The organism is Pseudomonas cremoris (genome assembly GCF_014230465.1).
This window is the reverse complement of the sequence record NZ_JAAXCY010000011.1, coordinates 202590-225915: the sequence shown is the minus strand read 5'-3', so window position 1 is coordinate 225915 and position 23326 is coordinate 202590. Positions and strand designations below refer to the sequence as shown.

The following is a 23326-nucleotide window of genomic DNA, read 5'->3' as shown; positions in this document are numbered from 1 at the left end:
CTGGGCGCCGAGAGTGCCTGTTCCTATTTTTCGGCTGGATCAAATGATGGCAAAGCAGCAGGTAGTGATTGTCGGTGGCGGAGTCATCGGCTTGTTGACGGCGTTCAACCTCGCCACCCAGGGGCAGTCAGTTGTGCTATTGGAGCGTGCGGGGCTAGGGCAAGAGTCTTCGTGGGCCGGTGGCGGTATTGTTTCGCCGTTGTACCCGTGGCGCTACAGCCCCGCTGTGACTGCGCTAGCCCATTGGTCCCAGGATTTTTATCCACAGCTGGCTGAGCGTCTGTTCGCCGCGACTGGGGTCGACCCGGAAGTCCACACCACGGGGTTGTACTGGCTCGATCTGGACGATGAGGCAGATGCGTTGGCCTGGGCCGCGCGTGAAGGCCGGCCCCTGAGCAAAGTGGATGTCTCGGCCGCCCATGATGCAGTGCCGGTGTTGGGTGGTGGCTACAGCCAGGCGATCTACATGGCCAACGTGGCCAATGTACGCAACCCGCGCCTGGTCAAATCCCTCAAGGCAGCACTGTTGGCGTTGCCAGGCGTGACCATTCATGAGCAATGCGCGGTAACCGGGTTCGCCCTGGATGGCGCTCGCGTAGTGGGTGTGAATACCGCAGAGGGGCCGATCTTCGGCGATCAGGTCGTGCTGGCTGCAGGCGCGTGGAGTGGTGATTTGCTCGGCACGCTGGGGCTGGCGCTGCCGGTGGAGCCGGTCAAAGGCCAGATGATCCTGTATAAGTGCGCCTCCGACTTTTTGCCGAGCATGGTCCTGGCGAAGGGGCGTTATGCGATCCCGCGACGTGATGGGCACATCCTGATCGGTAGCACCCTGGAGCATGAGGGCTTCGACAAAACGCCAACCGAGTCGGCCCTGGAAAGTCTCAAGGCCTCGGCGGTAGAGCTGATCCCGGCCCTGGCAGACGCCGAGGTAGTGGGGCATTGGGCCGGCTTGCGCCCTGGCTCGCCGGAGGGCATTCCCTACATCGGCACCGTACCGGGCTTTGAAGGCCTGTGGCTCAACTGCGGGCATTACCGCAATGGCCTGGTGCTTGCGCCGGCATCCTGTCAGTTGTTTGCTGACTTGTTGCTGGAACGTACACCGATTATTGACCCCGCGCCTTACGCGCCGGAAGGTCGGATCACCGCTGGATAGACTTTGGCCCCTGCTCCAGGTGCGCCTGGGTGCAGTACCACTCCTGGCGCGAGCTCAAGGCGCGGTCCTGCGGCAGGTGCACGCCGCAGTGGGCGCAGCGCACCATCAAGGCTGCGTCGGGCTCGCTGGCGCGTTGTTGTTTGGCGGCCGGGCTTTTGAATTTGCGCCAGAACCATACCGCGGCGGCAATAACGGCAATCCAGAACAGTAGACGAACCATGATGGTGAGTTTCTCGACAAGGAATGCGCCAGTTTAGCCAAGGACATTGCAGGCGCACAGCGCAATAATGCTTGGCCACAAAAAAGGGAGCCCCGAAGGGCTCCCTTTTTGCGTTGTGTTGACAGCTATCAGTCGAACACACCGAAGGTCATGTAGCTGAACCACGAGCGGTCCTGATTGTTGCCCAGGGCCTGCGGTGCTTCTTCTTCGATCACGTCGCCGTTCTCGTCGTGCGGCTTGAGGTCCGAAGGAATGGCGTCCTTCGCATCCTGGAACTGCTTGATCACGTCCTGGTTGGCGCGGGTTTCGCCCGGCGGCAGCGGTGGACGGGACTCGATCAGGCCCAGGGTGTACTTGCTCAGCCACGAGCGGTTGTCCGCTTCGGCGACCTGCGGTACGAACTGGCCGTCTTTCAGGCTTGGGTGATCCGGGTAGTTGAGCTTCAAGGTTTCCAGGCTGGTGGCCGCCAGGGCGTCCAGGTGCAGGCGCTGGTAAGCCTCGGTCATCACGGCCAGGCCATCACCCACCGAAGGGGTTTCCTGGAAGTTTTCCACGACATAACGGCCACGGTTGGCGGCAGCTACATAGGCCTGACGGGTCAGGTAGTAGTGGGCAACGTGGATCTCGTAGGAGGCCAGCAGGTTGCGCAGGTAGATCATGCGCTGCTTGGCGTCCGGCGCGTAGCGGCTGTTGGGGTAGCGGCTGGTGAGCTGGGCGAACTCGTTGTAGGAGTCGCGGGCAGCGCCCGGGTCACGCTTGGTCATGTCCAGCGGCAGGAAGCGGGCCAGCAGGCCAACGTCCCGGTCGAACGACGTCAGGCCCTTCATGTAGTAGGCGTAGTCCACGTTCGGGTGTTGCGGGTGCAAGCGGATAAAACGCTCGGCGGCGGACTTGGCGGCTTCCGGCTCGGCGTTCTTGTAGTTGGCGTAGATCAACTCAAGCTGGGCCTGGTCGGCGTAACGGCCGAACGGGTAGCGCGACTCCAGGGCCTTCAGCTTCGCTGTGGCGCTGGTGTAGCTATTGTTGTCCAAGTCTTTCTGAGCCAGTTGGTACAACTCGACTTCGCTCAGGTTTTCGTCGACGACTTCCTTTGTTGACGAGCAAGCAGCAGTCATGGCGAGGATGGCGATCAGCAGCAGGTGTTTCACTTGCATGGCGGCTTGCGTCCCTATGACGGCCGCTGTCTTGGGCGGGGCCGTCCTGTTATGATGAGCGCCCCGTTGAAAGCCTCGGGGCAAAAGACGCCGTATTTAACCACAAGCGCGCAGCCGAAACCAAAGGCTGTGCCACGCCTAGTCTGAGCATGTCCGATAAAATTGAACTTCGCGCAGAGGTGCCGTCCGAATTGGGCGGCCAACGCCTCGATCAAGTCGCCGCACAATTATTCGCTGAGCACTCGCGCTCGCGCCTTTCCGCCTGGATCAAAGACGGCCGCCTGACTGTGGATGGAGCGGTTATCCGCCCGCGAGACATAGTCCATGGCGGTGCGATTCTTGAGCTGACTGCCGAGCAGGAAGCCCAAGGAGAATGGGTCGCCCAAGACATCGAGCTGGACATCGTCTATGAAGATGACGACATCCTGGTGATCAACAAACCCGCAGGCCTGGTGGTTCACCCGGCTGCAGGGCACGCTGATGGCACCTTGCTCAATGCCTTGCTGCACCACGTTCCCGACATCATCAATGTCCCGCGCTGCGGCATCGTGCACCGTCTGGACAAGGACACCACCGGCTTGATGGTGGTGGCCAAGACCATTCAGGCACAGACGCAGTTGGTCACACAGCTGCAGAGCCGCAGCGTCAGCCGGATCTACGAGTGCATCGTGATCGGCGTCGTGGTGGCAGGTGGCAAGATCAACGCGCCGATCGGTCGTCACGGCCAGCAGCGCCAGCGTATGGCGGTGATGGAAGGCGGCAAGCAGGCCGTGAGCCACTACCGTGTACTGGAGCGTTTCCGCTCCCATACCCACGTGCGGGTCAAGCTGGAAACCGGCCGTACCCACCAGATTCGCGTGCACATGGCCCACATCAACTTCCCGTTGGTCGGCGATCCGGCCTACGGCGGCCGCTTCCGTATTCCACCGGCGGCGAGCCAGACCATGGTTGAATCGCTGAAAAACTTCCCGCGCCAGGCACTGCACGCACGCTTCCTGGAACTGGATCATCCGACGAGCGGTAAGCGGATGAGCTGGGAGTCGCCGTTGCCGGACGATCTGGTCTGGTTGCTGACGCTGCTCAAGCAGGATCGCGAGGCATTTGTCGGATGAGTGACTGGCTGATTCCTGACTGGCCTGCGCCGGCTCAGGTGAAAGCCTGCGTTACCACCCGTGCGGGCGGCGTCAGTCTGGCGCCGTTCGACAGCCTCAATTTGGGCGATCATGTCGAGGACAGCCTGGAAGCTGTTCTCGAAAATCGCCGCCGTCTTCGCGATGCCTTCGATATTCAACCTGCCTGGCTGCGTCAGGTCCACGGCGTGGCGGTGGTTGAGGCCGACCCTGGCCGCACGGTTGAAGCCGATGGCAGTTGGACCAGCACCCCTGGCATCGCCTGCACGTCAATGACCGCCGATTGTCTGCCAGCATTGTTTTGTAACCGTGCCGGCACCCGTGTGGCAGCGGCGCATGCCGGTTGGCGTGGACTGGCGGCTGGCGTGCTGGAAGCAGCATACGAAAGCCTGGATGCCGAGCCTGCCGATGTACTGGTCTGGCTGGGGCCGGCCATTGGCCCGCAAGCCTTTGAAGTCGGCCCGGAAGTGCGTGAAGCCTTCATGCAGCAACTGCCAATCACCGCCGAAGCCTTTGTGCCCAGCCGCAATCCCGGCAAGTTCATGGCTGACATCTATAAGCTGGCCCACCTGCGCCTCGCCGCACGCGGTGTCACCTCCGTTTATGGTGGCGGCTTCTGCACCGTGACCGATGCCCGCTTCTTTTCTTACCGTCGCGGCCCTCGCACTGGTCGGTTTGCCTCCCTTATCTGGCTCGAACGCTAGACTCTTCTGACTTGCGTCAACTGCCCGACGCTTGAAACTCCCAGAATCCACCCCATCTATAAGGGTATCTGGCAGGTTTCTTCATTCAGGATGTTTTATAGCTCCGGCCTGCTCAAAAGGAAGGTGACTAATGCGTATTGATCGTTTAACCAGCAAATTGCAGTTGGCATTGTCTGATTCTCAATCCTTGGCGGTGGGTCTCGACCACCCGGCCATCGAGCCTGCGCACTTGATGCAGGCGCTCCTGGAACAGCAAGGTGGTTCTATCAAACCCTTGCTGATGCAGGTGGGCTTCGACGTCAACAGCCTGCGCAAGGAGTTGAGCAAAGAGCTCGACCAACTGCCGAAAATTCAAAATCCAACTGGCGACGTGAATATGTCGCAGGACTTGGCGCGTCTGCTCAACCAGGCGGATCGCCTGGCCCAGCAGAAAGGTGACCAGTTCATCTCCAGCGAGCTGGTACTGCTCGCCGCCATGGACGAAAACAGCAAGCTCGGCAAGTTGTTGCTGGGCCAGGGCGTGAGCAAGAAAGCCCTGGAAAATGCCATCAACAACTTGCGTGGCGGCGACGCGGTGAACGACCCCAACCATGAGGAGTCGCGCCAGGCCCTGGATAAATACACCGTCGACCTGACCAAGCGCGCCGAAGACGGCAAGCTTGACCCGGTGATCGGCCGTGACGACGAAATTCGTCGCACCATCCAGGTGCTGCAACGTCGCACCAAGAACAACCCGGTGCTGATCGGTGAGCCAGGCGTGGGTAAAACCGCGATTGCCGAAGGTTTGGCCCAGCGCATCATCAATGGTGAAGTGCCGGACGGCCTTAAAGGCAAGCGTCTGCTGTCCCTGGACATGGGGGCGTTGATCGCGGGTGCCAAATTCCGTGGTGAGTTCGAAGAGCGCCTGAAATCCCTGCTTAATGAATTGTCGAAGCAGGAAGGGCAGATCATTCTGTTTATCGACGAACTGCACACTATGGTCGGCGCCGGTAAAGGCGAAGGCTCGATGGATGCGGGCAATATGCTCAAGCCAGCGTTGGCGCGGGGTGAGTTGCACTGCGTCGGTGCCACTACGCTCAATGAGTATCGTCAGTACATTGAAAAGGACGCGGCCCTTGAGCGTCGCTTCCAGAAAGTGCTGGTGGAAGAACCGAGCGAAGAGGACACCATCGCGATCCTGCGTGGCCTGAAAGAGCGTTATGAGGTCCACCATAAGGTGGCGATTACTGACGGTGCGATCATTGCGGCGGCCAAACTGAGCCATCGCTACATCACTGACCGACAGTTGCCCGACAAGGCCATCGACCTGATCGACGAGGCGGCCAGCCGTATTCGCATGGAGATCGACTCCAAGCCGGAAGTGCTCGACCGTCTGGATCGGCGCCTGATTCAATTGAAAGTTGAGTCCCAGGCCCTGAAGAAAGAAGAAGACGACGCGGCGAAAAAACGCCTGGAAAAACTCCAGGAAGAGATCGTCCGCCTGGAACGTGAGTATTCGGACCTGGAAGAAATCTGGACCTCGGAAAAAGCCGAAGTACAGGGCTCTGCCCAGATCCAGCAGAAAATCGAGCAGTCCCGCCAGGAACTGGAAGCAGCACGCCGTAAAGGCGACCTGAACCGCATGGCCGAGTTGCAGTACGGGGTCATCCCGGACCTGGAGCGCAGCCTGCAGATGGTCGATCAGCATGGCAAGCCTGAGAACCAGTTGCTGCGCAGCAAGGTGACCGAGGAAGAAATTGCCGAAGTCGTCTCGAAGTGGACCGGCATTCCGGTGTCGAAAATGCTCGAAGGTGAGCGCGACAAGCTGCTGAAAATGGAAAGCCTGTTGCACGAACGTGTGATCGGTCAGGAGGAGGCCGTGGTGGCGGTGTCCAACGCGGTGCGGCGTTCGCGGGCCGGTTTGTCCGACCCGAATCGCCCGAGCGGCTCGTTCATGTTCCTCGGCCCGACCGGTGTGGGTAAGACCGAGCTGTGCAAGGCCTTGGCCGAGTTCCTCTTTGATACTGAAGAGGCCATGGTGCGGATCGATATGTCCGAGTTCATGGAGAAACACTCGGTGGCGCGCTTGATCGGAGCACCACCAGGCTATGTGGGTTACGAAGAGGGCGGTTACCTGACCGAAGCCGTGCGGCGTAAGCCTTACTCGGTCATCCTGTTGGATGAGGTCGAGAAGGCGCACCCGGATGTGTTCAACATCCTGCTGCAAGTGCTTGAAGACGGCCGCCTGACGGACAGCCACGGACGTACGGTGGACTTCCGTAACACGGTGATCGTGATGACCTCCAACCTGGGCTCGGCGCAGATCCAGGAACTGGTAGGGGACCGTGAAGGCCAGCGAGCTGCTGTAATGGATGCGCTGACCAGTCACTTCCGCCCGGAATTCATCAACCGGGTCGATGAAGTGGTGATCTTCGAGCCTCTGGCACGGGATCAGATCGCGGGCATCACCGAGATCCAGTTGGGCCGCCTGCGTAGTCGCCTGGCCGAGCGTGAGCTGGACTTGGTGTTGAGCAGCGAGGCGTTGGACAAGCTGATCGCGGTCGGTTACGACCCAGTGTATGGCGCACGGCCTCTGAAACGTGCGATCCAGCGCTGGATCGAGAACCCCCTGGCACAGCTGATCCTGTCGGGCAGCTTTATGCCTGGCACCAGCGTCGAGGCGACCGTGGAGAACGACGAAATCGTCTTTCACTGAGGTTTGAAACTGGCGTAGTAAAAGAAGGCCCCGCACTGCGGGGCCTTTTTTTTTCGATAGGGCGTTGAACTGTAAGGAAAAGGCTTGTAAAGTGCGCCCCGCAACAACGTCAGCCCACGGGTTTCTTCTCCCCAAGAAGAAATCAGAAACAAGCGCAAATCATTGTCTTAAAAGCAATTTAAAGGGTTGACAGGGGTTTTTAAGATTGTAGAATAGCGCGCCTCAGACATGACAACGTAGCGATACGGAAGACTCGAAGAGAAGGTTACACCGCAGTAGAAGTTGTACTTTGAAATATGTAGTTCCGTGATAGCTCAGTCGGTAGAGCAAATGACTGTTAATCATTGGGTCCCAGGTTCGAGTCCTGGTCACGGAGCCAATTTCAAACCGGGGTATAGCGCAGTCCGGTAGCGCGCCTGCTTTGGGAGCAGGATGTCGGGAGTTCGAATCCCCCTACCCCGACCATATTTGGGTCGTTAGCTCAGTTGGTAGAGCAGTTGGCTTTTAACCAATTGGTCGTAGGTTCGAATCCCACACGACCCACCATTTTTGAGACCAGCTCAGGCTGGAATCGAATCTTAAGATCAGAGGCCAAAAGCGCTGATCGAAGAAGGCGACTGAAAGGTCGCCTTTTTATTACCGGGGTATAGCGCAGTCCGGTAGCGCGCCTGCTTTGGGAGCAGGATGTCGGGAGTTCGAATCCCCCTACCCCGACCATATTAAAAATCCCCGTATCGAAAGATACGGGGATTTTTTTTGTCCGCGAAAACCTGCGTTCACCACAAAGCAAATGTGGGGGCGGGCTTGCTCGCGAATGCGGTGTATCAGTCACCGAATCTTTAACTGACACACCGCATTTGCGAGCAAGCCCGCTCCCACACTTACACGTTCACATTCGAGACCGCGTCGTTAGTGCAGCTTGAGGCGTGGCTCGGTCCCGCGCCCGATCTTGCTACCCAACATCAGCATCGCCGTACGGAAGAACCCATACAGCGCCATCTGGTGCATGCGGTACAGCGACACGTAGAACATCCGCGCCAACCAACCCTCCAGCATTACGCTGCCAGTGAGGTTGCCCATCAAGTTACCCACAGCGGAAAAACGCGACAGCGAGATCAGCGAACCGTAGTCGGTGTACTTGTAGCTCGGCAGGTCCTTGCCTTCGATGCGCAGTTTCAGCGATTTGGCCAACAGCGAAGCCTGCTGGTGAGCCGCCTGAGCCCGTGGCGGTACGTTGCGGTCAGTGCCCGGTTGCGGGCAGGCGGCGCAGTCGCCAAAGGCGAAGATGTTTTCATCGCGGGTGGTTTGCAGCGTCGGCAGCACTTGTAGTTGGTTGATGCGGTTGGTTTCCAGGCCATCGATGTCCTTGAGAAAACCCGGTGCGCGAATCCCTGCGGCCCAAACCTTGAGGCTGGCGGGGATTGCCTGGCCGCTGCTGGTGATCAGCGCGTCAGCCGTCACTTCGCTCACTGCCGAGTTGGTCAATACCGTCACCCCGAGTTTCTCCAGGGTTTTATGCACAGGCCCGCCGATACGTTCTGGCAGGGCAGGGAGCACCCGTGGGCCGGCTTCGATCAGGGTGATATGCATGTTTTCCGGCTTGATGCGGTCCAGGCCATAGGCTGCCAGTTCATGGGCTGCGTTGTGCAGCTCGGCGGCCAGCTCGACACCGGTGGCACCGGCACCGACGATGGCGACGCTGATTTTCTCTTCCACATCGGTCTGCCCGGCATGCGCACGCAGGTAGTGGTTGAGCAACTGTTGGTGGAAACGCTCGGCCTGTTTACGGGTGTCGAGGAACAAGCAGTGCTGTGCCGCGCCTTCGGTGCCGAAATCGTTGGTGGTGCTGCCGACTGCGATCACCAGGCTGTCGTAGCCCAGTACGCGTGCGGGCACCAGCTCACGGCCTTCGTCATCAAGGGTGGCAGCCAACTGGATTTTCTTCTGTTCGCGGTCGAGCCCGCTCATCCGCCCCAGTTGGAACTCGAAGTGGTTCCATTTGGCCTGGGCAACGTAATTGAGCTCGTCTTCCGAAGAATTCAGCGAACCGGCGGCCACTTCGTGCAGCAGGGGCTTCCAGATATGGGTCAGGTTGGCATCCACCAGCGTGATGCTGGCGGTACCGCGCTTGCCCAGAGTCTTACCCAGGCGGGTAGCCAACTCCAGGCCGCCGGCGCCGCCGCCGACGATAATAATACGATGGGTCATGGGGATATCTCGCAAGGCTAAAAGAAATCGGAGCAGTTACCCCCGCGAGCGCCAGGCAGCTCATAGCGTCAGGTAACTCAAAAGGCGGCTCAGCAAGCCGAGCCCGACCACTGCCACCAGCACCACACCGAGGAGCAGCCACGGCCGGAAAGGCTTGCGCTCGACTCGGTTTTGGGAGAGTTGCAGGTACTCTTCGACATGCTGCTGGTCATCGGGGTTCAGGCGGCTGGTCATATAAAGCCTCGTCAGGTAGACGTTGCAAAAGGGCGCCACGTTACAGTCCGGGGGATCAGAGGCTGATGCCCACGTCGAATACTATGCTGCGGCCCAGGTTGTTGCGCAAGAAATCCGGCGCATCCGGATGCGCGAACAGCACCCGTGCAAACGTCGGCCCCACCAGCGACAGCGAGCGCCAGCCCTGGCGCAGGTATTCGGTCGGCGGTGGGAAGTGGCTGTTGAGATCGAGCACTTCACGCTTGAGGCTGGTGAAGGCGATGAGGTCCAACTCCCCGAGGTCCATCCCGCGTTCTTTATAGTTGTGCGCCTTTTTGCGCAGCGTTGGCGCCAGGCGCAGCAGGAACTCATGGGCGGGAATGCGCCGTGGCTTGGCCTCGCGCCGCACCAGCTGGCTCAGGGAGAATGCGCTGCGCCGGCGCAGCAGTTCGTCGCGCCATTCGTCGTTCAGGCGCCGACCTTCGTCCAGGACGAAAAAAACCTCGAAGCTGGCATCGCGAAACAACACGTCTGGCGGCTCTTGTCCCGCGGCGTGAAACTCTTCGGCACGGTAAGGCACATTCAAGCCTTGTAGCAGGCGCTGGCAGACCCAACGCTCACGCTCCCATTTGCGGGCATTGGACAGGAATGCGTTGGCTTGTTCGGCCGCTACGGTAAGCAGGCGCAAGTAATCTGAGTCATCCATGCCACCAGCTTAGCGTTCAAATGATGACCGCAGGAAGTCCTGCTTCAAAAGGTCGGTGTAGACTGCCCATTCAACCGTCATCCCGGGCGTGGGGAGTCTGCAGTGAAGTTTTTTTTGGTGTTGTTCTTGTGTCTGCTGCCTGTATGGGCCCAAGCCGTTGAGGTGGGGGAGCGCTTAGTACCGTGGACCTTGCTCGATCAATTCGACCAGGCCTACACCCTGGATAGCCAGGTGCAGACGCTGTTGGTGGCCCGCAGCATGGACGCCGCCAAAGTCCTTGATGCGGCATTGCAGGGCCAGCCTAAAGGGTATCTTGAGGTGCGGCATGCTGTGTTTGTGGCCGACATCCAGCGCATGCCCCGGTTGATCGCCAAGCTGTTCGCGGTGCCGGCCATGCAGTCCTACAACTATCGGGTCATGCTGGACCGTGATGCGCGTATCGCACCACGTTATCCGGGGCCTGTGGATAAAGTGCTATGGCTGCAATTGGATAACGGCAAGCTGGTTGCACAACGTGAATACAGCTCCGCCGCTGATCTGCGCCAAGCCCTGGAGCAGGTGACGCCGTGATCAGTGCCGCGGTGCTGGCGCCGCAAACCCTTGGCATCGGCTGGGTGTTGTATGCGCCGGTACTGGTGTGGGCGATTCTGCGTTCGCCGTGGGTGGAGCTGTTCGCCGACCGCCGACGCCAGCACCTGTTGTTCGGCACAGTATTCGCGTTGTTCATGCTGTGGTTGGTGCGGCGGGATTTCGATACGGGTGTGTCCTACCACTTCATTGGCATGACCGCCGTCACCCTGCTGCTGGATTGGCCCCTGGCGATTGTTGGAGGCTTTGCCGCTCAACTGGGCTTGATGTTGTTGGGACGCCAGGATCTGGCAGCGCTTGGCGTCAACGGCTTGTTGCTGATCGGGCTGCCGGTGCTGGTTACCGAAGGCTGCGCACTGTTGGTTGAGCGTGCACAGCCGCGCAATCCCTTCGTGTATATCTTCTGCTCCGGCTTTTTTGCTGCTGCGCTGTCGGCGTTGCTCTGCCTATTGGCCGGGCTGGGATTGCTATGGTTTGACGGTATTTTTGCGATGCCGGAGTGGCTGGAAGATTTCGTCGGCTACCTGTGGCTGATCATATTTCCAGAGGCCTTTATCAACGGCATGGTGATCAGTGCCCTGGTGGTGTTTTGCCCTGAATGGCTGGAGACATTCAACCGCACTCGCTACCTCTCAGCACCCTGGAAGGATGACGAATCGCAGCGTTGATCCAGATCAAATCCCGCGCACCCCGGCAAGCCCATGCTCTGCAACATTCTTCCAGGAGCACGGATCATGAGTGTGTACGAGTGGGCACGGCAGGAGTTGCGCAGAAGCCAGGATGCAGCACAGGAAATCGGTTTTGACCCAGGCTTGACCCTGCGCGCCATGCTCAGTGCGGTGGTGCAGCAGAGCAAGGGTGTGCGCAGTTTCGAAGACCTGGCCGACGAGCTGCAATACCTTGCAGAGAACCTCGACGACCAGCAGGAATATGCTTTTATGCGCCCTTAGTGGCGCGGCGGCAGGTCTTCGGAAAACAGCTCGTCTTCGGCATCCGGAGCCACCGGAATCTTGTGTTCTTCAGCCGCCCAGGCGCCCAGGTCGATGAGTTTGCAGCGGTCCGAGCAGAACGGCCGGTTGAGATTGGTCGCTTTCCATTCCACGGGTGCACCGCAGGTTGGGCATTCGACGGTCAAGGGTTGGCTCATGATCGGCCTCCACGCAAAGTAAGGTAAAAGTGGTGCAGTCGTTCGACCTCGCTGTGCAGCCAGGCAAGGTCCTGGTCATTGACCAGTACATCATCGGCATGTTTCAGGCGGTCTTCGCGGCTGGACTGGGCCTTGAGAATCGCCTGCACCTGCTGTTCGCTGATGCCGTCGCGCTGCAGGGTACGCTGAATCTGCAGTGATTGCGGCACGTCGATCACCAGGATGCGCTGGGTCATGCTGTGCTGGCCGGACTCGACCAACAATGGCGACACCAGGATGGCGTAAGGCGAACGAGCGCGCGCCAGGTGGCTGCGAATCTCCTCGCCAATCAACGGATGCAACAGGGCTTCCAGCCAGCGGCGCTCTTCGGGTACTTCAAAGATCAGTTTGCGCAGCGCAGCACGGTCCAGCTGGCCGTCAGGCTGCAGCACGCCGGCACCAAAATGTTCGGCAATGCTGGCCAGTGCCGGGCGGCCAGGCTCGACTACCCAGCGGGCGGCATGGTCGGCATCCACCAGGTCGATGCCCAGGTCGATAAAGTGCTGGGCCGCCGCGCTTTTGCCGCTGCCAATGCCGCCGGTGAGGCCAAGAATCCAAGGTGTTGCAACAGAAGTGGTCATCTGAAACCGACAGACTGCAAATAGAAGTCGGTTATTTGACCACCCCAGAGCAATGCAATCCAGCCGGCAATCGCCAGATATGGACCAAATGGCATCGGAGCCGACGCCTGCGTCTTGCGTATCCGCATCAGTATCAACCCGACAAACACCCCAACCAACGACGACATCAACAGCGTCATTGGCAGGATCTGCCAGCCGCCCCAGGCCCCCAGCAACGCCATCAACTTGAAGTCACCGTGGCCCATGCCATCCTTGCCGGTGGCCAGCTTGAATAGCCAGAACACGCTCCACAGGCTCATGTATCCGATCACGGCGCCCCACAAGGCGTCGGGCAGCGTGGTCAGCAAGCCGAACCCGTTGACGATCAGTCCCAGCCACAGCAGCGGCAGCACCAATACATCGGGCAGCAATTGATGGTCGGCATCGATCAGGCTCATCGCCAGCAACCCCCAGCTCAGCAGCATGACCGCACCTGCCTGCCAGCCGAAGCCGAAATGCCAGGCCACGAATGCCGAGATCAGCCCGCACGTCAGTTCCGTGAATGGATAGCGCAGGCTGATCGCCGCCCGGCAATGCGCGCAACGACCCCGAAGTATCAGATAACTGAGCAGTGGGATGTTTTCCCAGGGCCGAATGGGGTGATTGCAGTGCGGGCAGCAAGAGTTGGGATGCATGAGGTTGTAGGTCGGCCCGGCAGGCTCTGCAGGTAGGCCGAGTACTTCGTGGGCCTGGGCGCGCCATTCGCGCTCAAGCATCTTTGGCAGGCGCCACACCAGCACGTTGAGAAAACTGCCGACGATCAATCCCAATACCAACGCGAGCAGCACGAAGGCCAGCGGGTGTTCACTCAGCAGCGCACTCAAAATGCGCTCCCCAACTGAAACACCGGCAGGTACATGGCGATGACCAGTGCGCCGACAATGCCGCCCAATACCACCATGATCAGAGGCTCCATCAGGCTGGTGAGGGTGTCGACCTGGTTGTCTACCTCAGTCTCGTAATGACTGGCGACTTTATCCAGCATGTGGTCCAGGGTGCCTGACTCTTCGCCGATTGCCGTCATCTGGATCGCCATGCCAGGAAACAGGCCGCTGCTGGCCATGGATTGATTTAACTGCATGCCAGTGGATACATCGTGACGCATATGCTCGATTGCCTGTCTGAACGGCTCATTTCCCGCTGCCCCCGCCACTGAATCCAGCGCTTGCACCAGCGGCACGCCAGCCGCAAAGGTGGTGGACAGCGTGCGGGCATAGCGGGCCACGGCCGAATTTTTCAGCAGTTTGCCTGTCAGGGGCATTTTCAACAAACCGGCGTCCATCCGGTGGCGGAAATCGGGACAGGTTTGATAAGTCTTGCGTAACCCCATACCCGCTCCGGCCAGCCCCAGCGCCATCATCCACCAGGCGTGCTGCATGAACTCGGAGAGCGCGATGACCTGCAAGGTGAAACTGGGCAACTTGCTGTCCACCCCGGCGAAAAGATGCTGGAACTGCGGCACCACATGGATCAACAACACGCCAGTAACCACGCTTGCAACCACCAGTACCGCAACCGGGTAGGTCATGGCTTTTTTGATTTTGGCCCTGAGCTGCTCACCCTTTTCCCGGTGGATCGCGACACGTTCCAACAGCGTTTCAAGTGCTCCGGACTGTTCGCCAGCGGCCACCAGGTTGCAATACAACGGATCGAAATGACGCGGTTGTTTGCGCAAGGCGCCGGCAAGGCTACTGCCGCTGGCGATTTCCTGTTTCAGGCCCAGCACCAGTGCGCGTACGAGGCGGTTGTCAAAGCCTTCGCTGATGATGTCGAACGCTTGCAGCAGAGGGATCCCTGCCCGGAGCAAGGTGGCCAATTGGCGAGTGAACAGGGTAATGTCCGCGGCTTTGATTGATGGGGCAAGGTTAGGTAGCGCCGCCAGCTGCCTGCGCACACGCCCGGGGTTGATGCCTTGTTGGCGCAGTTGGGCCTTGATCAGGGCGGGGTTGTGCCCGCGGGTTTGCCCGGATACCCGGCGGCCTTTGCGGTTGGTGCCTTCCCAGGCGTACAGCGTCGAAGCGTTATCCATCTCATGGTTCCGCACAGAGGTCGTCGAAGATTTATAGCTTAGTCAGGTGACGACTTTGGGCTGGCCGGTAACGGAGGATAAAATGTCAGAATGTGCGTCTTGCAGGCGCTGGGGCGCTTGTGGATGAGTACACTGGCGCCGCTGCACAACGCGGGGCGCAGGACGCGCCTCGTCATGAGTTCTATCCTGGAGAGTGAATGTGATACGTCAAAAAGGTTTTACCCTGATCGAGTTGTTGATCGTCGTTGCAATCATCGGCATTTTGGCCACCATTGGCCTGCCGATGTACACCACCCATCAGGCCAAGGCCAAGTTCACCGCCGGCCTGGCAGAAATTACGGCGCTTAAAGCCGGGTACGAATCCACTATCAACCAAGGCACCGTGCCGACCCTGGCGTTGATCGGTGGCACTGGTGACACCACCGCCAACTGCAAGATCGCCGTGACAGGCGACGTGGCCACCGGCGCCGGCGCGATCAGTTGCGAAATTATCGATGCCCCGGCGCCGGTGCTGAACAAAACCATCACCCTCACACGCAGCGCCACCACCGGCTGGGCCTGCACCACGACCGCTGAAGAAAAATATGTTGCCAAGGGGTGCGGCACCAACGGCGCATAACTGCTAAACCATCTGCATGGACGTAGAGGTGGCTGATGGCGTTATCCGTACAGCAACGTGGCAAAGTTTTCCTGGTATTAACGGTGTGCCTGTTGGTCGTTGGGGTGTGTGTTCCGTTCAGTGGGCACGACCTGCAGCGGGTGATGCAAGTTGCCATCGGGTTTTGCGCAGTGCTGTATGGACTGTCGGTCGCCCCCAGTGAGCGGTTGGTGGACCGGCCGACCGCCCTGGGCCTGGCGCTGATCATCGCGCTTGGGTTGCTGTCCTCGGTGCTGGCCCACCAGCCCCTTTGGGCGTTCACCGAGATGGCGGTGTTTATCAGTTGTGGGGCGATCGCGGTGGCATTTGCCCTGCTCCGTCGTCACGGCGGCGAAGCGTTGGACCGGACCCTGATCCTGGTGGTGACGGGACTGTGCCTGATCAAGTCGATCCAATACCTGCACGCAGGCGGGCTCGCATTCACCAGTGGCGCGTCAACGCTCGACCCTGATTCGCTGCTGTCCGGTTTTTCCAACAAGCGCTTCTACGGCCAGTTCCAGACATTCACCTTGCCACTGCTGGCGCTGCCTTTGCTGATCCCCAATGTTTCACGCGCCTGGCGAGGCGCGGTGTTTGCGTTGCTGTGCGTCTGGTGGTTGATCGCTATCAGTGGTGGTACACGTGGCACCTGGCTTGGCATGGTCGTCGCGGGTGTGGTCTTGGCGGCGCTGGGGCCTTCGGGGCGACGCTGGTTGGGGTGGCAACTGGCTGCGGTGGTTGGCGGGGTGTTGTTGTACGGGGCGGTATTCACGGTGCTGGCGGGCTATTTGGGGGTCGAGATCGCCAGCGCTGCCAGTGACCGCCTTACCACCTCGCTGTCGGGTCGTGGCCCGATCTGGTGGCAGGCGTGGCATATGCTCGTAGAGCGTCCTTGGCTGGGCTTCGGGCCGATGCACTTTGCCGATATTGCCAACAAGACTGCCGCCCATCCTCATCAGGCCATTTTGCAATGGACCAGCGAGTGGGGTGTGCCATCGGCGTTGTGCGTTGCGGTTTTGGCGTGGCGGGGCGGTTGGGCCACGGTGGCTGAGGTGCGTGAACGGATGCTGTCTACCAAGCGTGCAGACCTGTTGCGGCTATGCCTGCTTGCCGCATTGATCGCGGCGTTGGTGCAGTCGATGGTCGATGGCGTGATCGTGATGCCCAATTCCCAGGTATGGCTGGCGTTGGTGGTGGGCTGGCTGATGGCGCTGCATGTATGGCGAACCCCGGCACCGACGGCGTTGCCGTTGGCTTGGGGCGTGTGGAAAGCGCTGACGGTAGTGTCCGTTGGTCTGTTGGTCTTTATTGTCGTTCGCGACCTGCCTCAGATCAATCAAGCCCAGCAGCAGTACCTAAGCACCCATGACAACTTGTTGCAGCCGCGTTTCTGGGCCCAGGGCGTGATTGCCCGCTGAAGGCCGCAAGTTGCCGGACGCCCAATGCGGTGCTAGCTTTAGCCCACCGCCCGTGTAGCTCAGCCGGTAGAGCAGCGCACTCGTAACGCGAAGGTCGCAGGTTCGATTCCTGTCTCGGGCAAAGAGGCAACACTGTTCCAAAGGCAATGTTTTCAGATGATCCCAGAATGGTTCTGAAGGCCAGACGTGCCGGCATTCGTGCCCGCTCTTTTGTATCTGCGCAACCTTGATGACCCAGATGCATCCCCATTCCTCGATCCAAAGAGAACAACATGACCACGACTGAAATGACCCAGGAAGTTCGGCATCAAGCAGCCCTCGAAAAATACCTCGAGGAATCGCCGCAGCTTAAAGAAGAGATCAAGGATCTAAGCGCTGATGATCAGCGTGACCAGATCCAGTGGGCATTCGAGGACGAGGCCGAAAGCCAGGGCTATCAGCCTTGGGAACTGACCCTCAAGTACACCTCGACACCGGAAGAGTTCGAAGCGGCACGGCTGGCCTTGCACAAAGAGGCAGCGGAGGTGCTGGGGGTTGAATGGGACGAGTATTGCGAGATGAATGATCTCGTCGTCTGAATGAGTGAGCGGGTTTGCCCAGCGCGGGGCAAGCCCGCTCACTACAAGGCCTTAGATGCTTAGGCGCATCGACAAATCCACTGCCTTCACGTCCTTGGTCATTGCACCGATGGAGATGTAGTCCACCCCGGTTTCAGCAATGGGCAGCAGGGTGCTTTCATTGATCCCGCCGCTGGCTTCCAGCTTGGCCTTGCCGCCGGTCAGGCGCACGGCTTCACGCATGTCTTCCAGGCTCAGCTCATCGAGCATGATGATGTCGGCGCCCGCCGCCAGTGCTTCGCGCAGTTCTTCCAGGCTTTCCACTTCGATTTCAACCGGCTTGCCTGGTGCGATCTTGTGGGCGGCGCTGATGGCTTGGGCGATGCCACCGCAGGCAGCGATATGGTTTTCCTTGATAAGGAAAGCGTCATACAGCCCGATGCGATGGTTGTGGCAGCCGCCGCAGGTTACCGCGTACTTCTGCGCCAGGCGCAGGCCGGGCAGGGTTTTGCGGGTGTCCAGCAGCTTGACTTGAGTGCTGCCGACGAAATCCGCCAGGTACTGGGCGCGAGTCGCAACGCCGGACAGCAGTTGCAGAAAATTCAGCGCGCAACGTTCGCCACTCAGCAGCGACCGCGCCGGGCCTTCGAGGTGGAACAACACCTGGTTGGGGCTTACGCGTTCGCCGTCGGCCACCTGCCAATGCACGGCAACCCGTGGGTCCAGTTGGCGGAACACGGCATCCACCCAGGCCGTACCGCTGATAACAGCCGCATCACGGGTGATGATCGTGGCTGTGGCCAGCCGTTCGGCCGGGATCAACTGCGCGGTGATGTCGCCACTGCCGATGTCTTCCAGCAGTGCACGGCGCACGTTGGCTTCGATTTCGGCGGTGAGGTCGGCAAGACGGAGATTCGGCATAACAGGCTCCACAAACAAAGTGCCCCGATTATAGGGGCAGTGCGCGTTTGAACCCAGCGGCCTGCTCATTTACGACCAAATGGCAGAGTGCACTGGCGTAACGACCCCCGTTTGCAAGATAATCTCGCGCCTTGCAATTGGCGTCATAGCTTTGACGTCTGCCAATACCGCCGTTTCAGGAGGCCAGGATGCACAATGACGGAAAGGTGGTGCCGATCAACAAGGCACACGCCACGCCATCGCCGCTCGCCCGACTGCCGGTGGTGTTGCTGCAGGTTCGCGACAAAGCGGCGCAACAGTTGCAGCAAGGTTTGCAGGAGCTGTTCGATAACGCCGATGACACGTTGTTCGAAATGGCGGATAAGGCTCGCAGCAACGTTGACCATCATATTTTCTTCGAAGCCATGCGTGACTTGCGCCTCAAGCGCAAGAATTTCGAGCGCGTGTTCATGGAACGGCTTTTCGAAGCCTTCGCCAGCCTGAGCCTGGCCGGGCGTGGCGAGCGGCAATTGGTGCCGGTGGTGTCCTACGAAACCGCGCCGGGCACTTCCAAGGACGAGCTGGAAAAAGCCGTGGCCCTTGAGGCCATGCTGGGCCGTGTGCGCCACCGCGACGGTCTGGCCCTGGGGCAACTCACCACGCGCTTGAGTACCCTGCTGGGTAATCGCCTGGATGACCGTGAAAATCCCCTTGGGCCCGCGTTGCTGTGCGAATGCTTCCTGCGGGCAGGGCGCAGTCTCGGCGTAGAAATCCGCGTCAAGCTGATCATGCTCAAGCTCTTTGAGAGGTACGTGCTCAGCGACGCCGACCAATTGTACGGCGAAGCCAATCAACTGCTGGTTGCGACTGGCGTGTTGCCTGGGCTCAAGGCTGTGCCGTCGCGGCGCCCGGGTGGGCGTGCGGCCCGTGAACTTCCGCGTGAAGAGGAAGCGTCGAACGCTGATCAGCCTGTTGGTGAGAGCGGCCAGCAAGCGTTTGCTGCCCTGCAAGGGCTGCTCACTGCAGTACGCGGCAGTGTTTCGCCGACCCTGGAGCCTGGCGCCGAAACCCTGCCGATTTCCTCTCGAGACCTGCTGCGTCTGCTCTCGCATTTGCAGCAATATGTGCCGGAGCCGGACGCCGAAGACGATTTTGACCTGCGCAACCAACTTGAGCAGCTGCTCACCCGAGTCAGCGTCAAGAGCGGCAAATCACGGGTTGTAGAGGCTGCGGACGAAGACGTGATCAACCTGATCGCGATGCTGTTTGAATTTATCCGTAACGACCGCACGGTGCCGAACGCCTTCAAGGCGTTGATCGCCCGCCTGCAGATCCCGGTGTTGAAAGTCGCGGTGTTGGACAAAAGCATTCTCAGCTGCGCCAGCCACCCGGCGCGGCGTCTGCTCAATGAGGTCGCGGCTGCCGCCATGACGTGGAGCCCGCGCGATGACTATCAGCGCGACACCCTGTACCTGCGCATCGAGCAGGCAGTCCAGCGTTTGCTCAACGAGTTTGTCGACGACCCAGCGATTTTTGTCCAACTGTTGGCTGAGTTCCGCGTGTTCACCGCCGAAGAGTGGCGGCGTAGCGAGTTGCTTGAACAGCATACCCGCGACACTGAGGAGGCACGCTTGCGTACTGAGGCGGTGCGCCAGCGAGTGGCTGATGTGCTGAATCGACGTTTGTTGGGGAAGGTCTTGCCGCGCTCCGTCTTGCAGTTCTTGCAGCAGGCCTGGAGCCAGGTGCTCTTGCTCGCCAACCTCAAGTACGGTGAGCAGTCGGTGCAATGGCAAACGGGGTTGCGCACCCTGGATGAGTTGGTCTGGAGTGTCAGCCAGCAGGGCAACACCGAGCTGATTGAGCAGGTGCCGAAGTTACTCAAGGCGCTGCGTGACGGCCTGACCAGCGCCGCGTTCGATCCTTTCAGCACCCGTGAGTTTTTCCTGCGTTTGCAGGCCCTGCACATCCAGGCGCCCGAGGGTGTCGACGAGTTGGTCGAAATACGCGAGCCTTTTGTGCTCAGCGCCATGTCGCCAGAGCTCGCTGTAGATCTGCCAGACAATGATCCGGACCTGCTCAAGGTTCATCAATTGCGGCTCGGTGGTTGGGTGGAGTTCGACGACCACGAAGTCAGCACCCAACGCTGCAAGCTCACCGCGATCATGGCACCGGCCAACACTTATATTTTCGTCAGCCGCATGGGGCTCAAGGTCCTGGAACGGAGTGCCGGCCAACTGGCGCTGGCGTTCAAGCGAGGCGCGCTGCATAGCTTGGACGAAGGGCCATTGTTCGAGCGGGCGCTGGCGGCGGTGGTTGGCAGGCTGCGTCAACTCAATCGCGGCAAGTGATCGCAACCGCGGGGTCGAACGCGGCATACTGGTCATACTTTGTCTCGTTCAAGGAACCGGTATGCAGTTGGATCCCGCCAGCGGTTGGTGCCAGGGCATTCGTCATTGCCCTTCTCCCAACTTCAACGAGCGCCCCGCAGGCGAGATCTCGCTGTTGGTGGTGCACAACATCAGCTTGCCACCGGCGCAGTTCGCCACCGGTAAAGTGCAGGAGTTTTTCCAGAATCGTCTGGATGTCACGGAGCATCCCTACTTTGAAGGGATCGCTGACCTACGCGTGTCCGCGCATTTTCTGATTGAACGTGACGGCACCGTGACGCAGTTTGTGTCCTGTATCGACCGGGCCTGGCACGCCGGCGTTTCGCGTTTCGAAGGTCGCGAAACCTGCAACGATTTTTCCTTGGGGATAGAACTGGAGGGCACCGATGACCTGCCGTTCACTGACGCCCAGTACGCGTCGCTGACCGACCTGGCTCGTCAGTTGTTGGCGGCCTACCCAGGTATCACCCCCCAGCGCATTTGTGGTCACAGTGATATCGCGCCGGGACGCAAGACCGATCCAGGCCCGGCTTTTGATTGGACGCGCTTTCGCAGCGCCCTGCAGGATGGAGGACACGCACGATGAGTTTCTTGGTGTTAGTGCTGGCCGTGTGGATCGAGAAGTTCTCGGCCCTGCGTCAGCGGTTGCAACGTGACGGTGGATGGTTGCGCGAGCTGGCGAAGTTGGAGTCGAACCCGCGTGTGGGCAAACAACCCTGGCTGATTTTGGCGCTGTTGGTGTTGTTGCCAGTGGCCTTGCTGGCGTTGTTGCTGCTGGTGCTGGAACCCGTGGCCTATGGCCTGCTGGCACTGCCGGTGCACCTGCTGGTGGTGATCTACAGCTTGGGCCGGGGCGACCTGTTGGCCGGGCTCGGCCCCTTTCGGGATGCCTGGCGCCGGGGTGATCTGCAAGCCGCCGAGCATGTGGCTGAACGTGACCTGAGCCTGAGCGCCGACAGCGGCGAGCAACTGCTCGAACGTGTCCAGGCTCATCTGCTGTGGCAGGCATACCAGAGTTTTTTCGCGGTGATCTTCTGGTACTTCCTGTTGGGTCCGGTTGCAGCGCTTGCCTATCGCCTGCTGGCATTGGCCAGTGAACACAGCCAGAACCCGCTGGTGGCCGAGCGTGCTGGGCAACTGCGCCATGCTTTCGACTGGTTGCCAGTACGCTTGCTGGCGGCCAGTTTTGCGCTGGTGGGCAATTTCGTCGCGGTCAGTCGAGTGATGCTTCACGAGCTGTTGAGCTGGGACATCAGCGCCGCTCAACTGGTGGAAAAAGTCGGCCTGGTGGCCGCTGAAATCCCGCCGCCGGTAGTGGGTGCCGATGGTATCAACAGCCTGGACCGCCTGTGGGAGCTGCTGCTGCGCGCGGCGGTGTTGTGGTATGCCGGGTTTGCGATCTGGACGGTATTGCCTTAGCTCAATGCAGTGGGGGGGCTTGCCCCCTCGCCGCATACGTGTTGTTAACCTTAAGTTACAAAACTCCCTTTCAAATTGAGCTATACAGGTGATGGCTAACTGCCGCCCTGCGCCTCAATAAAAATAAAAGAAAGGGAGTTCACCTGTGAAGAGCTTGCTCTATCCCGCCGTCGCGCTGATGAACCGTCTGAGTTTCGGCATGAAGTTCAGCCTGATCAGCGTGCTGTTCCTGCTGCCGATGCTGGCGACCAACTATTATCTGGTACGTGATTCCTGGCGCGAATTCCAGGGCACCCGTATCGAATTGCAAAGCCTCGATTTGCTCGGCAGCAGCCTGGCCCTGCGGCGCGACCTGGAAACCCTCAACAACCAGGTGCAGATCAATGCAACCCTCGGCCAATCCGGCAAGGCTGGCGACCTTGAGAGCAAGATCAGCGCCCTGGAACAGAGTGTTCTCAGCCGCCTGCAAAGCCTCACCACCATGGCCACCGAGCCTGAGCAGATCGCTGCTTTTGACGCCAAGCGCGATGAGTTGATTGCGGCCTTCAAAGCCCAGCAACAGGAAACCTCTCTGCAGAGCAAAAGCGCATTGATCGGCAAGTTACTGAACAAGGCGCAAATGCTCAGCCAGATCATCGCCAGCCAATCTGGCCTGAGCCGCGATCCTCAAAGCGACCTGCGCCAACTCAGTGAACTGATCACCAGCGTTACCCCGCAAATTACCCAGACCCTGGGTGAAGGCCGGGCGATGGGCGCCTATTCCCTCGGCCAGGGCTTTCTCAACTCGTCTTCCAGCACGCGCTTTGACGAATTGCTGCAGCAGATGGAAAAACTCCAGGCCGAATATGGCTTGAAACTGCAGGATGCCCTCGGCGCCAGCAAAGCCGCACACACTGCGCTCGACAGCCTGGCCACGGCCAGCAACGCCAGCCTCAAAAAAGGCAGCGAGTTGTTTGAAGAACAGGTGGTGATGGCAGAAACCCTCGACACCCCGTGGCAGGGTTTTTATGACAATGTCAGCCAATTGATGGCCCAGACCTACCAGCTCAATGAGGCGACCCTGGCGTTCATCGGGCAACAGCTGGAGCAGCGCCTGGCGCAAAACCGTACACATATGGTGGTGTTGGTCTCGGCCCTGACGGCGGTATTTTTGCTGATCTTTTATTTGTATGGCGGCTTCTACGCCTCCACGCGCACCACGCTGCGGCGCCTGGGCTTGATGATGGACAAGGTGGCGGCCGGGGATATGACCGTCACCTTTGTTTCCCACAGCCGCGATGAACTGGGCGATCTGGGCCAGGTGTTCAACGGCACCGTGGCGAAGATCCATGACTTGATCGAGCGCGTCGGGCATACCGTAGGCCAAGTTGAATGGCAGGCAAGCCAAGTGGAAACGGTATCG

The 23326-nt window shown here is 59.8% G+C and carries 23 protein-coding genes, 5 tRNA genes and 1 pseudogene; 19 read left to right on the top strand and 10 right to left on the bottom strand.

The window, feature by feature from the left end; translation table 11 throughout:
• The first annotated feature begins 43 nt into the window (after nt 1-43).
• On the top strand, nt 44-1153 hold the full coding sequence (gene thiO / locus HF257_RS25690; RefSeq protein WP_185708293.1) for a glycine oxidase ThiO: 1110 nt from the start codon (nt 44-46) through the stop codon (nt 1151-1153).
• Here the strand turns inward: thiO and HF257_RS25685 are convergent.
• Complete coding sequence (locus tag HF257_RS25685; RefSeq protein WP_178919156.1) at nt 1140-1373, bottom strand: PP0621 family protein; 234 nt, start codon at nt 1371-1373, stop codon at nt 1140-1142. The genes thiO and HF257_RS25685 overlap by 14 nt on opposite strands.
• 128 nt (nt 1374-1501) lie before the next feature.
• Nucleotides 1502-2527, bottom strand: coding sequence for an outer membrane protein assembly factor BamD (locus tag HF257_RS25680; protein ID WP_185708294.1), 1026 nt, complete (start codon nt 2525-2527; stop codon nt 1502-1504).
• Between the two features lie 149 nt (nt 2528-2676).
• Between HF257_RS25680 and rluD the strand changes: the two genes are divergently transcribed.
• The 7 genes from rluD to HF257_RS25645 all read left to right on the top strand — a co-directional run bounded on the left by rluD (nt 2677) and on the right by HF257_RS25645 (nt 7773).
• Nucleotides 2677-3639 carry a 23S rRNA pseudouridine(1911/1915/1917) synthase RluD gene (rluD, locus tag HF257_RS25675; protein WP_058423068.1) on the top strand — a complete coding sequence of 321 codons (963 nt, stop codon included), beginning with the start codon at nt 2677-2679 and terminating at the stop codon, nt 3637-3639.
• Nucleotides 3636-4361 carry a peptidoglycan editing factor PgeF gene (gene pgeF / locus HF257_RS25670; RefSeq protein ID WP_185708295.1) on the top strand — a complete coding sequence of 242 codons (726 nt, stop codon included), beginning with the start codon at nt 3636-3638 and terminating at the stop codon, nt 4359-4361. The genes rluD and pgeF overlap by 4 nt, the downstream gene beginning before the upstream one ends.
• A 130-nt stretch (nt 4362-4491) precedes the next feature.
• Nucleotides 4492-7056 carry an ATP-dependent chaperone ClpB gene (clpB, locus tag HF257_RS25665; protein WP_185708296.1) on the top strand — a complete coding sequence of 855 codons (2565 nt, stop codon included), beginning with the start codon at nt 4492-4494 and terminating at the stop codon, nt 7054-7056.
• Between the two features lie 303 nt (nt 7057-7359).
• A tRNA-Asn gene (locus HF257_RS25660) sits at nt 7360-7435 on the top strand.
• A gap of 9 nt (nt 7436-7444) precedes the next feature.
• Nucleotides 7445-7521, top strand: a tRNA-Pro gene (locus tag HF257_RS25655).
• 5 nt (nt 7522-7526) lie between these two features.
• Nucleotides 7527-7602 (top strand) — tRNA-Lys (locus tag HF257_RS25650).
• A gap of 94 nt (nt 7603-7696) precedes the next feature.
• Nucleotides 7697-7773: transfer RNA gene (locus HF257_RS25645), tRNA-Pro, on the top strand.
• A gap of 192 nt (nt 7774-7965) precedes the next feature.
• Here HF257_RS25645 and HF257_RS25640 read toward each other — a convergent pair.
• Genes HF257_RS25640 through HF257_RS25630 form a run of 3 tightly spaced genes read right to left on the bottom strand, consistent with a single transcriptional unit; the run spans nt 7966 to nt 10183 of the window.
• Entirely contained in the window at nt 7966-9264 is a 1299-nt protein-coding gene (locus HF257_RS25640) for an NAD(P)/FAD-dependent oxidoreductase (RefSeq protein WP_185708297.1), read from the bottom strand.
• Between the two features lie 60 nt (nt 9265-9324).
• Complete coding sequence (locus HF257_RS25635) at nt 9325-9498, bottom strand: DUF3094 family protein (protein WP_185708298.1); 174 nt, start codon at nt 9496-9498, stop codon at nt 9325-9327.
• A gap of 55 nt (nt 9499-9553) precedes the next feature.
• Nucleotides 9554-10183 carry a DUF1780 domain-containing protein gene (locus tag HF257_RS25630; RefSeq protein ID WP_083360208.1) on the bottom strand — a complete coding sequence of 210 codons (630 nt, stop codon included), beginning with the start codon at nt 10181-10183 and terminating at the stop codon, nt 9554-9556.
• Nucleotides 10184-10285: 102 nt separating this feature from the next.
• Here HF257_RS25630 and HF257_RS25625 point away from each other — a divergent pair, with 102 nt between their 5' ends.
• From HF257_RS25625 to HF257_RS25615, 3 genes are all read left to right on the top strand, one after another.
• The gene (locus HF257_RS25625) at nt 10286-10753 is read left to right on the top strand and encodes an FAD/FMN-containing dehydrogenase (protein WP_185708299.1); all 468 of its coding nucleotides are present in this window, start codon (nt 10286-10288) and stop codon (nt 10751-10753) included.
• Nucleotides 10750-11439: an energy-coupling factor ABC transporter permease gene (locus HF257_RS25620; protein WP_185708300.1), complete on the top strand. Its 690-nt coding sequence runs from the start codon at nt 10750-10752 to the stop codon at nt 11437-11439. Before HF257_RS25625 ends, HF257_RS25620 begins: the two co-directional genes overlap by 4 nt.
• A gap of 66 nt (nt 11440-11505) precedes the next feature.
• On the top strand, nt 11506-11721 hold the full coding sequence (locus HF257_RS25615; RefSeq protein ID WP_003171680.1) for a hypothetical protein: 216 nt from the start codon (nt 11506-11508) through the stop codon (nt 11719-11721).
• Here HF257_RS25615 and yacG read toward each other — a convergent pair.
• Genes yacG through HF257_RS25595 form a run of 4 tightly spaced genes read right to left on the bottom strand, consistent with a single transcriptional unit; the run spans nt 11718 to nt 14606 of the window.
• The gene (yacG, locus tag HF257_RS25610) at nt 11718-11918 is read right to left on the bottom strand and encodes a DNA gyrase inhibitor YacG (RefSeq protein WP_017845472.1); all 201 of its coding nucleotides are present in this window, start codon (nt 11916-11918) and stop codon (nt 11718-11720) included. The genes HF257_RS25615 and yacG overlap by 4 nt on opposite strands.
• Entirely contained in the window at nt 11915-12538 is a 624-nt protein-coding gene (gene coaE / locus HF257_RS25605) for a dephospho-CoA kinase (RefSeq protein ID WP_185708301.1), read from the bottom strand. The genes yacG and coaE overlap by 4 nt, the downstream gene beginning before the upstream one ends.
• Nucleotides 12535-13401, bottom strand: a complete 867-nt coding sequence (locus tag HF257_RS25600; RefSeq protein ID WP_185708302.1) for a prepilin peptidase — start codon at nt 13399-13401, stop codon at nt 12535-12537. The genes coaE and HF257_RS25600 overlap by 4 nt, the downstream gene beginning before the upstream one ends.
• Nucleotides 13398-14606 (bottom strand): type II secretion system F family protein, encoded by a 1209-nt coding sequence (locus tag HF257_RS25595; protein WP_185708303.1) that lies wholly within the window; start codon nt 14604-14606, stop codon nt 13398-13400. The genes HF257_RS25600 and HF257_RS25595 overlap by 4 nt, the downstream gene beginning before the upstream one ends.
• Before the next feature lie 202 nt (nt 14607-14808).
• On the opposite strand from HF257_RS25595, the gene HF257_RS25590 reads away from it, so the two are divergent.
• The 4 genes from HF257_RS25590 to HF257_RS25575 all read left to right on the top strand — a co-directional run bounded on the left by HF257_RS25590 (nt 14809) and on the right by HF257_RS25575 (nt 17239).
• A complete protein-coding gene (locus tag HF257_RS25590; RefSeq protein ID WP_185708450.1) occupies nt 14809-15225 on the top strand; it encodes a pilin in 417 nt (138 codons plus the stop codon).
• Nucleotides 15226-15260: 35 nt separating this feature from the next.
• On the top strand, nt 15261-16661 hold the full coding sequence (locus HF257_RS25585) for an O-antigen ligase family protein (RefSeq protein ID WP_185708304.1): 1401 nt from the start codon (nt 15261-15263) through the stop codon (nt 16659-16661).
• A gap of 48 nt (nt 16662-16709) precedes the next feature.
• Nucleotides 16710-16782: transfer RNA gene (locus HF257_RS25580), tRNA-Thr, on the top strand.
• A gap of 151 nt (nt 16783-16933) precedes the next feature.
• On the top strand, nt 16934-17239 hold the full coding sequence (locus HF257_RS25575) for a DUF6388 family protein (protein ID WP_185708305.1): 306 nt from the start codon (nt 16934-16936) through the stop codon (nt 17237-17239).
• Nucleotides 17240-17290: 51 nt separating this feature from the next.
• Here the strand turns inward: HF257_RS25575 and nadC are convergent, their stop codons facing one another.
• A complete protein-coding gene (nadC, locus tag HF257_RS25570; RefSeq protein WP_185708306.1) occupies nt 17291-18139 on the bottom strand; it encodes a carboxylating nicotinate-nucleotide diphosphorylase in 849 nt (282 codons plus the stop codon).
• Nucleotides 18140-18327: 188 nt separating this feature from the next.
• Here nadC and HF257_RS25565 point away from each other — a divergent pair, with 188 nt between their 5' ends.
• From HF257_RS25565 to HF257_RS33690, 4 genes and pseudogenes are all read left to right on the top strand, one after another.
• Nucleotides 18328-20466, top strand: a complete 2139-nt coding sequence (locus HF257_RS25565) for a DUF1631 domain-containing protein (protein WP_185708307.1) — start codon at nt 18328-18330, stop codon at nt 20464-20466.
• Between the two features lie 61 nt (nt 20467-20527).
• Nucleotides 20528-21091: a 1,6-anhydro-N-acetylmuramyl-L-alanine amidase AmpD gene (gene ampD, locus HF257_RS25560; RefSeq protein WP_185708308.1), complete on the top strand. Its 564-nt coding sequence runs from the start codon at nt 20528-20530 to the stop codon at nt 21089-21091.
• Nucleotides 21088-21924, top strand: coding sequence for a regulatory signaling modulator protein AmpE (gene ampE / locus HF257_RS25555; protein WP_185708309.1), 837 nt, complete (start codon nt 21088-21090; stop codon nt 21922-21924). The genes ampD and ampE overlap by 4 nt, the downstream gene beginning before the upstream one ends.
• Before the next feature lie 178 nt (nt 21925-22102).
• Nucleotides 22103-23242: pseudogene (locus HF257_RS33690) on the top strand (HAMP domain-containing protein); the annotation flags it as partial.
• Nucleotides 23243-23326: the final 84 nt, after the last annotated feature.

What these genes read in the sequence shown, in the direction of transcription:
- thiO (WP_185708293.1), top strand. Translation starts at nt 44, where the DNA reads ATGATGGCAAAGCAGCAGGTAGTGATTGTCGGTGGCGGAGTCATCGGC.
- HF257_RS25685 (WP_178919156.1), bottom strand. Translation starts at nt 1,373, where the DNA reads ATGGTTCGTCTACTGTTCTGGATTGCCGTTATTGCCGCCGCGGTATGG.
- HF257_RS25680 (WP_185708294.1), bottom strand. Translation starts at nt 2,527, where the DNA reads ATGCAAGTGAAACACCTGCTGCTGATCGCCATCCTCGCCATGACTGCT.
- rluD (WP_058423068.1), top strand. Translation starts at nt 2,677, where the DNA reads ATGTCCGATAAAATTGAACTTCGCGCAGAGGTGCCGTCCGAATTGGGC.
- pgeF (WP_185708295.1), top strand. Translation starts at nt 3,636, where the DNA reads ATGAGTGACTGGCTGATTCCTGACTGGCCTGCGCCGGCTCAGGTGAAA.
- clpB (WP_185708296.1), top strand. Translation starts at nt 4,492, where the DNA reads ATGCGTATTGATCGTTTAACCAGCAAATTGCAGTTGGCATTGTCTGAT.
- HF257_RS25640 (WP_185708297.1), bottom strand. Translation starts at nt 9,264, where the DNA reads ATGACCCATCGTATTATTATCGTCGGCGGCGGCGCCGGCGGCCTGGAG.
- HF257_RS25635 (WP_185708298.1), bottom strand. Translation starts at nt 9,498, where the DNA reads ATGACCAGCCGCCTGAACCCCGATGACCAGCAGCATGTCGAAGAGTAC.
- HF257_RS25630 (WP_083360208.1), bottom strand. Translation starts at nt 10,183, where the DNA reads ATGGATGACTCAGATTACTTGCGCCTGCTTACCGTAGCGGCCGAACAA.
- HF257_RS25615 (WP_003171680.1), top strand. Translation starts at nt 11,506, where the DNA reads ATGAGTGTGTACGAGTGGGCACGGCAGGAGTTGCGCAGAAGCCAGGAT.
- yacG (WP_017845472.1), bottom strand. Translation starts at nt 11,918, where the DNA reads ATGAGCCAACCCTTGACCGTCGAATGCCCAACCTGCGGTGCACCCGTG.
- coaE (WP_185708301.1), bottom strand. Translation starts at nt 12,538, where the DNA reads ATGACCACTTCTGTTGCAACACCTTGGATTCTTGGCCTCACCGGCGGC.
- HF257_RS25595 (WP_185708303.1), bottom strand. Translation starts at nt 14,606, where the DNA reads ATGGATAACGCTTCGACGCTGTACGCCTGGGAAGGCACCAACCGCAAA.
- HF257_RS25585 (WP_185708304.1), top strand. Translation starts at nt 15,261, where the DNA reads ATGGCGTTATCCGTACAGCAACGTGGCAAAGTTTTCCTGGTATTAACG.
- HF257_RS25575 (WP_185708305.1), top strand. Translation starts at nt 16,934, where the DNA reads ATGACCACGACTGAAATGACCCAGGAAGTTCGGCATCAAGCAGCCCTC.
- nadC (WP_185708306.1), bottom strand. Translation starts at nt 18,139, where the DNA reads ATGCCGAATCTCCGTCTTGCCGACCTCACCGCCGAAATCGAAGCCAAC.
- HF257_RS25565 (WP_185708307.1), top strand. Translation starts at nt 18,328, where the DNA reads ATGCACAATGACGGAAAGGTGGTGCCGATCAACAAGGCACACGCCACG.
- ampD (WP_185708308.1), top strand. Translation starts at nt 20,528, where the DNA reads ATGCAGTTGGATCCCGCCAGCGGTTGGTGCCAGGGCATTCGTCATTGC.
- ampE (WP_185708309.1), top strand. Translation starts at nt 21,088, where the DNA reads ATGAGTTTCTTGGTGTTAGTGCTGGCCGTGTGGATCGAGAAGTTCTCG.